General features: G+C 69.1%; 4 protein-coding genes and 1 pseudogene. 2 read left to right on the forward strand and 3 right to left on the reverse strand.

What is annotated here, in order from left to right; all coding sequences use genetic code 11:
* Positions 1–486: 486 nt before the first annotated feature.
* Both U9980_RS14220 and U9980_RS14225 read right to left on the reverse strand, forming a co-directional pair.
* Entirely contained in the window at positions 487–1,005 is a 519-nt protein-coding gene (locus U9980_RS14220) for a hypothetical protein (RefSeq protein WP_322768353.1), read from the reverse strand.
* Positions 1,006–2,274: 1,269 nt separating this feature from the next.
* Positions 2,275–3,585, reverse strand: coding sequence for a hypothetical protein (locus U9980_RS14225; protein WP_322768354.1), 1,311 nt, complete (start codon positions 3,583–3,585; stop codon positions 2,275–2,277).
* 373 nt (positions 3,586–3,958) lie between these two features.
* On the opposite strand from U9980_RS14225, the gene U9980_RS14230 reads away from it, so the two are divergent.
* On the forward strand, positions 3,959–5,572 hold the full coding sequence (locus U9980_RS14230; RefSeq protein ID WP_322768355.1) for an ATP-binding protein: 1,614 nt from the start codon (positions 3,959–3,961) through the stop codon (positions 5,570–5,572).
* On the opposite strand, the gene U9980_RS14235 is transcribed toward U9980_RS14230, so the two are convergent.
* Positions 5,573–5,836, reverse strand: a complete 264-nt coding sequence (locus tag U9980_RS14235) for a hypothetical protein (RefSeq protein ID WP_322768356.1) — start codon at positions 5,834–5,836, stop codon at positions 5,573–5,575.
* Positions 5,837–6,111: 275 nt separating this feature from the next.
* On the opposite strand from U9980_RS14235, the pseudogene U9980_RS14240 reads away from it, so the two are divergent.
* Positions 6,112–6,860, forward strand: a pseudogene (locus U9980_RS14240) (integrase catalytic domain-containing protein); the annotation flags it as partial.
* Positions 6,861–6,947: the final 87 nt, after the last annotated feature.

Raw genomic sequence — 6,947 nt, forward strand, 5'->3', positions numbered from 1 at the left:
TCAGAACAGGAATCGGTGTGGCACGCCGAGGCCGAGCGCCTGACGCTTACCCGAGCCAACGGCCAGTACCGCCTCCTAGCCTTGGCCTTCCCCGAAGTCAGGAAGGATGCACATCCGACCGCACTCCGCGCGGAGACGGTCGACCTCTCACCGTTCGACCTCGCGCTCCTAGCTCACCACCGGTTGGTCGAGATCCCGGGTCGCGTGGTCCTGCGGGTTCCGATGCTGGTGGCCGAATGCCTGCTCACCACCCCAACCGGATCCTGCCGGGTCGAGGACCTCGGCCCGGACAACAGCAGACAGGTCGAGGAGTTTCGGCGTCTGCTCACGGCGTGGTCACCAGGGCGGACCCGTCCGGGTGCACCAGAATCCGCCGGACTGGCAGGCACATCGGGGAGCATCGGTAGGCCAACGCGCAGGTGGGGCCGGGACCCTGACGGCCGCTGCTGGGCGCGCCTCGGCCGGGCCCGGTCGCGCCGGACATGGTCAGAGCGTCTCGCGCCGAGGGTACCGGGGTTGGGTCTCCTGCATCCACTCGCGGAACCGTCGGAGCCGCTCCTGGTGGTTCGCCTTCCGGGGCTTCGTGGCGTCCGTGCACGGGCTTGACTCGGGGGCGCCGCACTTCGGGCACGTGACGAGCCTGGCCCGCTCGACGGTCACCGGATCGGAAGCCGTGCCACCGGCGCGTCGGTGCCATTCGTCGACCTGGCGGCCGTAGTCGGCCAGCGCCTGCTGGTACCGGCCTTCGTGGACGAGGGGCACCCGGGGCGCGGGTAGCGTGTCCGGCTCGGGCGGCCTCCAGTCCGGGTCCCGTCCGATCTTGGCGATAACCCGCGACATCGGGCCGTCGTAGTCGCTCCCGACGGCGGTCACGGTGTCCTCGAAAGGCCCGGGGCCGTGAATCATACGGCTGAGCCAGTTCTCGGGCAGGAGCACACGGTCGCCCGGGACGAGCGGCTCGGCGCCCTCCCACAGGTAGGCGTACTTGCCCACCCGTACCTTCATCGCCACCCACGCCCCCAACTCTCCCGCGCTCGCCCGCGCGCCAAATGTCGCGTCCGTACGGTATCTACGGTCCGCGGGCGTCCGAGCATGATTCGTCATGTCTCCGCGTGAGGGCAATACATGTGACTGGCTCTGGTCGCGAACACGGGATGCGGATGTTCGTGACTTCGGACATCACTTGGTGATCAACGTGGCCGATCGATCTTCACGAGAACGAACTACGCCGGCTCCGGCGCCCACGGGAAGCGCCTGCTGGCAGCGGTCAAGTACGGCAACGAAGAGTGCACCCGGAAGTCACGAGCACAGGCTGTCGGCGTTGAGGGAGTGCATTCGGTGCCGACGACCAGTCGCATTCGTAACTCACGACCAGAGGCAATGTGATCCTCGCGCCGGACGTCAACCGGGGGATGGGCCATCTCGGTTCCCCGCGCCCGTCCCCTGCCCGCGCCGCTGTCGCCTCCACCTGCCTGGCGGGACGGGCGCGGCCTCGTCGGGCGGACCGAGACCATGGCCATACGGCAACAGCGAAACGCGTTCGAGGCGCTGGCGGAGGTGCACTGGGAGCGTTCCACCGCAGCGGCCACCGAACGTGAGGACCGCCGGTAGACAGGAGCCCAGGCACGGACCTGCCGGATCTCGCCCCAGAATGCCGCGAGTGACCTGCACGCCGGCCAGTTCCAGCCGCGCGGACTCGCCACACACGGGAGCCTTCCATCCTCAGCCTCACTCGGCCGGCTACGCCGTTGAACGACTACCGACAGGAGTCGACTGCTGCGGAGCCAAAGGAGGCTCGAACCACCTGCCCGGCCCGCCGACCTGCGACTTCGACGGGCGCGGGCACGTCCAAGATGTGAGAACCAACCTGTTTCTGCAGGTCAGGCGGTTTGTAACGCTGTGTGGTGGACCATGTGTACCAGCATCCGAACCGGTCAATCTTGACTGTCGGCCCTGAGATCATCGTCCGGCCGGTCGCCACACGTGCCCTGAGCAGGGGCGATGCTCGGTGACCGCGCCGGCCAGAACATCGTCTACCGAATAGAATAAGTGTCCGGACACCTGGCGGTTCCGGACACTTCCGGCCCGTCTGATCGTGATCGTCAGACATTGTGGTCACGTCGACGTTCCTGTGCCGCCTCGGAACGTGCTTGTGCGGGGGCTGCGGTGCGCCGATTGGCCTGCGTGCCGGTGGATCTCGGTGGCTGGTCGTGCGGTGGTCGTCACCTGGGCAGGTGAGTACCCTGTCATCGACCCTTCAGGATACGCGTGCTGTCATTCGGCTACTCGGGCCATGAGGTTGGGCTGTCCGTGTTCGTCGAGCAGGCCGGGGAACCGGGATTCGCCCGAGGCGTAGGCGAGGCAGCGTTCGGTCAGGTCGGCTGTCATGCCGGTGTGTTCGGAGAGGAAGCGGATCCACTCGGGCAGTACCGCGATCAATTGGGTGGCAAAGTCGTCTTGGTAGAAGTCGCGCAGGTGCAATACCGCCGCGGCGACCTTGTGCGGCGAGCAGTACGGGTACAGGCTGAGGTGCTCGCGCGGGGACCAGGACTCGGCCATCTCCGCGGCGAGGTCGCCAGCACCAGCGGGGCCCTGGTCGGATTCGTCGCCGGTCGGCCTGTCGTGGTGGCCGATCCGCCGCAGCCGGCGGGCGAACCCTTCGGCCGCGGTGTCCGCGCTCAGCCGCGGAAGCGTGCGCCTGCGGGCCCGGCCGGCCGCTTGTCGGACGGTGCGGCCGAGCCGGCGGCTGCGCAGGAACTCCGCGTACTGAGCCTGGTCTTCTCCGCCAGGCCGAATGCCTTCCACCTCGCCGGTCAGAAGCGCGTCGAGCGTCTCGGCGTCGTCCACCGGGGTCAGGGTGGCCTCGGCGGCGGAGGGGCCGACAGCCTGCTGCCATTCGGCCAGCGCAGTCTCGGCGGAAGAGCGGAAGCCGCTGTGCACGGTGACGACCTCATATCCGCAGGCGTCCACGTCCCACAGGTACCACCGCTGCGAGCCGTCCGCTGAGGTGAGGGGTGCGACCACGGCCCAGCGGGTGCTGTAGCTGTTCCGCGCCCACTGGGCCGGGCTGGTCACGGCACGCCCGCGGGTGGCCCGCTGTGCCGCGGCGTCGTCCAGGTGCTCGGCGACCAAATCCCGCGCGGACACACTCAGCGGCTCCGGCAGCACACCGGCGACGACGGCCAGCAACCTTTGCGCCGCCGCGACGTCACTGCCGGAATCCTCGGGCTCGTGCAGCCGCCCGTCGAGCGCGGACAGCACGGCGCGGACGAAGTCGTCCGGGTTGACCCTATCCTCCAGCGCACCGCCCTCGTACTGGGTCATCACCGCGCCGAAGCGGACGCAGAAGTCATCTTCGAGTTCGTCGTCGGACCAGCCGGGAGCGGCCGTGATCAACGTGTCGACCATTGGTCCGGCGGAGTCCGCGGCCAGCGCGGTGCGGTGCTCGTCGAGCCGGCGACGGTACTCGAACAGTTCCCGCAACGGGTTGGCCTGCGCTGCCCTGTTGGGGATCGGTACCCCAGGCCGGCCCGAAGAACGGCGACCGGACGGCGACTTCTTCTTCCGCTTACGAGACACGGGCACGGCGCCGAATCGTACCCGGGCAGACAGCGGAGACCCGCCGGAGTACCACTTGAAGGCACAGGAGCAGCCCGTCGGTGACTTCACGGCATACCCGGCGAGGCGGTGGGTGAGGGCCGCAAGATCATTCGGTTTGAACCTTGACAATAGCGACGGCTGCAGCGCCGAGTCCTCGGCGACAGGCAGCTTGACCAGGGTGCCGTTGGCCAGTGGGTGGCGGTGAGCGTGGTCGGCCGCTTGGGTGGCCCGGGCTGAGATCGTCGATCTCCGAGTGCCTGATGCGTAGGGTGGTGGGCGGAGCGCTCCCCTACTGGTGGCACCGGGGACCCGCGGAATCGCGAAACGATTTCGGGGGGAACGGAGGAGGTGACGATCGGTGAGTCGCCGGTTCCAGACGGCTGGTCCGTGCCGCCCGAGGATCGACTACATGATCCCGGCGCTGTCGCGACTACCGGAGGTGCCCGGTCTCGTCGACCAGGAGGGGTACTTCGTCGTGCACGCGCCGCGGCAGACGGGGAAGACGACGACGCTACAGGCGCTCGCGGACGAGCTGACCGCGCGGGGGCGGTACGCGGCCGTGCTGTTCTCCTGCGAGGTCGGCCGGGTGGCCCGTGACGACTACGGCCGCGCGGCGCGGGGCGTTCTTCAGGTGATCCGCGAGGCCGCCGAGGACGCGCTGCCGCCGCAACTGCGCCCGCAGCCATGGCCCGACGCCCCGGACGAGACCCTGTTGGGCACGGCGCTGCGGGCGTGGGCGCAGGCCTGCCCACGGCCTCTGGTGCTGTTCTTCGACGAGATCGACGCCTTGCAGGGGCAGAGTCTGCTCAGCGTCCTAAGCCAGTTGCGCAACGGCTACCGTGGTCGCCCCAGCCAGTTCCCGGCGTCGGTCGCGCTGTGCGGTCTACGCGACGTCCGCGACTGCCACCCCCGAAATCGCTTCGCGATTCCGCGGGACCCCGGAGCCGCGGCGGGTGGCGACCCGTCCCGGTTGGGGACGTCCAGCCCTTTCAACATCAAACTGGAGTCGCTACGATTGGGGGACTTCACCCCGGATGAGGTCGCCGAGCTCTACGGCCAGCACACTGCGGACATCGGGCAGGAGTTCACGCCAGCGGCGGTGGCGCGGGCCTACGAGCTGACCGCCGGTCAGCCGTGGCTGGTCAACGCACTCGCGCGTGAGATCGTCGTGAAGCTGGCGGTGCCGGCCTCGGCGCCGATCACGATCGACCACCTGGAGCAGGCCAAGGAACGACTGATCCTTGCCCGGGCGACCCACCTGGACTCCTTGGCGGCCCGGCTTGCCGAGCCCCGTGTCCGCCGGATCGTGCAGCCGCTGCTGGCCGGCGACCTCATCCAACTCGACCCCTATGACGACGACCTCGCCTACACCCGCGACCTCGGCCTGATCGCTCCAAAGAATCCGGTGCGGATCGCCAACCCGATCTACCGTGAAGTCATCGTCCGGGTCCTGACCTCACAGGTCGAGGCCAACGTCGTCGCCGACCCCCGCAGCTTCGTCCGGTCAGACGGCCGTTTCGACTTCCAGATGCTGCTGCGGGAGTTCGCCGAGTTCTGGATCGAACACGGCGATGTCCTCACGTCGACCGAGCACTACCACGAGGTCGCCCCGCAGCTCGTCCTCATGGGATTCCTTCAACGCGTCGTCAACGGTGGCGGCTATGTGGAACGCGAGTACGGCGTCGGCGCCGGGCGGATCGACCTGCTCGTGCAATGGCCCTACACGGATCAGGGCGGCAAACGCCGCTGGCAGCGCGAGGCCCTCGAGCTCAAGGTCTGGCACCCGGGCAAGGCAAACCCGCTGCGCCAGGGCCTGACCCAGCTCGACCGCTACCTCGACCGTATCGGCCTCGACGCTGGGACCCTCATCCTCTTCGACCGCCGCCCAGGCGCCGCGGACATCACCGAACGCACCCAGTTCGACACGGTCACCACACAGACGGGCCGCGCTGTAACCCTCCTGCGGGCCTAACTAATCCCTAATCCGCCGCCGGACTTCTCCGGGATCGGCACCCAGTGGCATGCCGCCGGCCGGCTGGCCGACCTGCTGGCCGAGCGCGGCGACATTGATGAGCTTCGGGCCCGCGCCGACACCGGCGACAGGCAGTCCGCCTACCGGCTGGCCGACCTGCTGGCCCGGCGCGGCGACCTCGACGGAGCCATCGCGCTGCTTCGGGCCCGCGCCGACACCGGCGACGGGCATGCCGCCTACCGGCTGGCCGAGCGCGGCCGGCATGATGAGGCGGAACGGTTGCGGCGGTTCGGTCTGAACGCCGACGGGTCGATCGCCGACGGGTTCGCCGGATGACCCCGTGACGCACCGAAGTCGTGTCTGGTTGGGGTACACCCCAACACCACACGATCAACTTGTCAAAGTCCGAACTCCTGTGCACGGCGGCCCGAGGTAGCGCTGGGTTGGTGAAGTCGAGTTCGGACCTCTGGCTGGACCGGGTTCGGGTGCACTAACGTCGATCTGACCCGTGTTCCTGTGCACGACGGTGATGATCGGCGATGGGCGAACCGGGCGGAGTGGTGGAGCGCGGAGTTCTGACCGCGCCGGCGGAGGTGTGGCAGGTCGCGGTACGACGCGCCGAGGTGATTGGCCGGCTGGCCACCGGTGATGCTGTCGGGCACGTGGCGGCCGATGCTGCCGCTGCCGAGCTGGGTGTCTCTCGTCGTCGGGTGTATGAGCTGCTGCGCCGATGGCGGGCCGGATCGGGCCTGGTGTCGGATCTGATTCCTGGCAGGTCCAGCGGTGGCCGTGGTCGTGAGCAGCTCGCGGGGCCGGTGGAGGCGGTGATCCGCGAGGTGCTGCGGACGCGGTATCTGACCAGGCAGCGGCGGTCGATGGCGGCGGTACATCGCGAAATTGCCCGGACCTGTCTGAGCCGGGGTCTGCCGGTCCCGTCCCGGGGCGCTGTGGTGCGTCGGGCGGCGAAGCTCGATCCGGTGGCCGTGGTCGCGGCGCGGCAGGGTCCGGACGCGGCGCGGGAGCGGCGTTCGGCCGCCCGTATCTCACCGTGGCGATCGACGTGCTCAGCCGCGCCATCGGGGGCCTGGTCGTGACGTTGGAGGCGCCGTCGGCGACCTCGGTCGGGTTGTGTCTGGCGCACCTGGTCGCCGACAAGCGGCCGTGGCTGGAGCGTCTTGGCGTGCAGGCGGTCTGGCCGATGAGCGGCAAGCCGGCGGAGATCTACGTCGACAACGCGGCGGAGTTCAGGAGCGAGGCGCTGCGCCGGGGTTGTGACCAGCATGGGGTGTGTCCGAGTCGGGTATCGGGCTACCCGTAGGCAGGCACGGAGCGTCACAAAATGGATCAAGGTGTTGAGCCCGCACGATCACCCGGC

The sequence above is a fragment of the Protofrankia sp. Cr1 genome, assembly GCF_963555865.1.
Classification (GTDB): Bacteria; Actinomycetota; Actinomycetes; order Frankiales; family Frankiaceae; genus Protofrankia.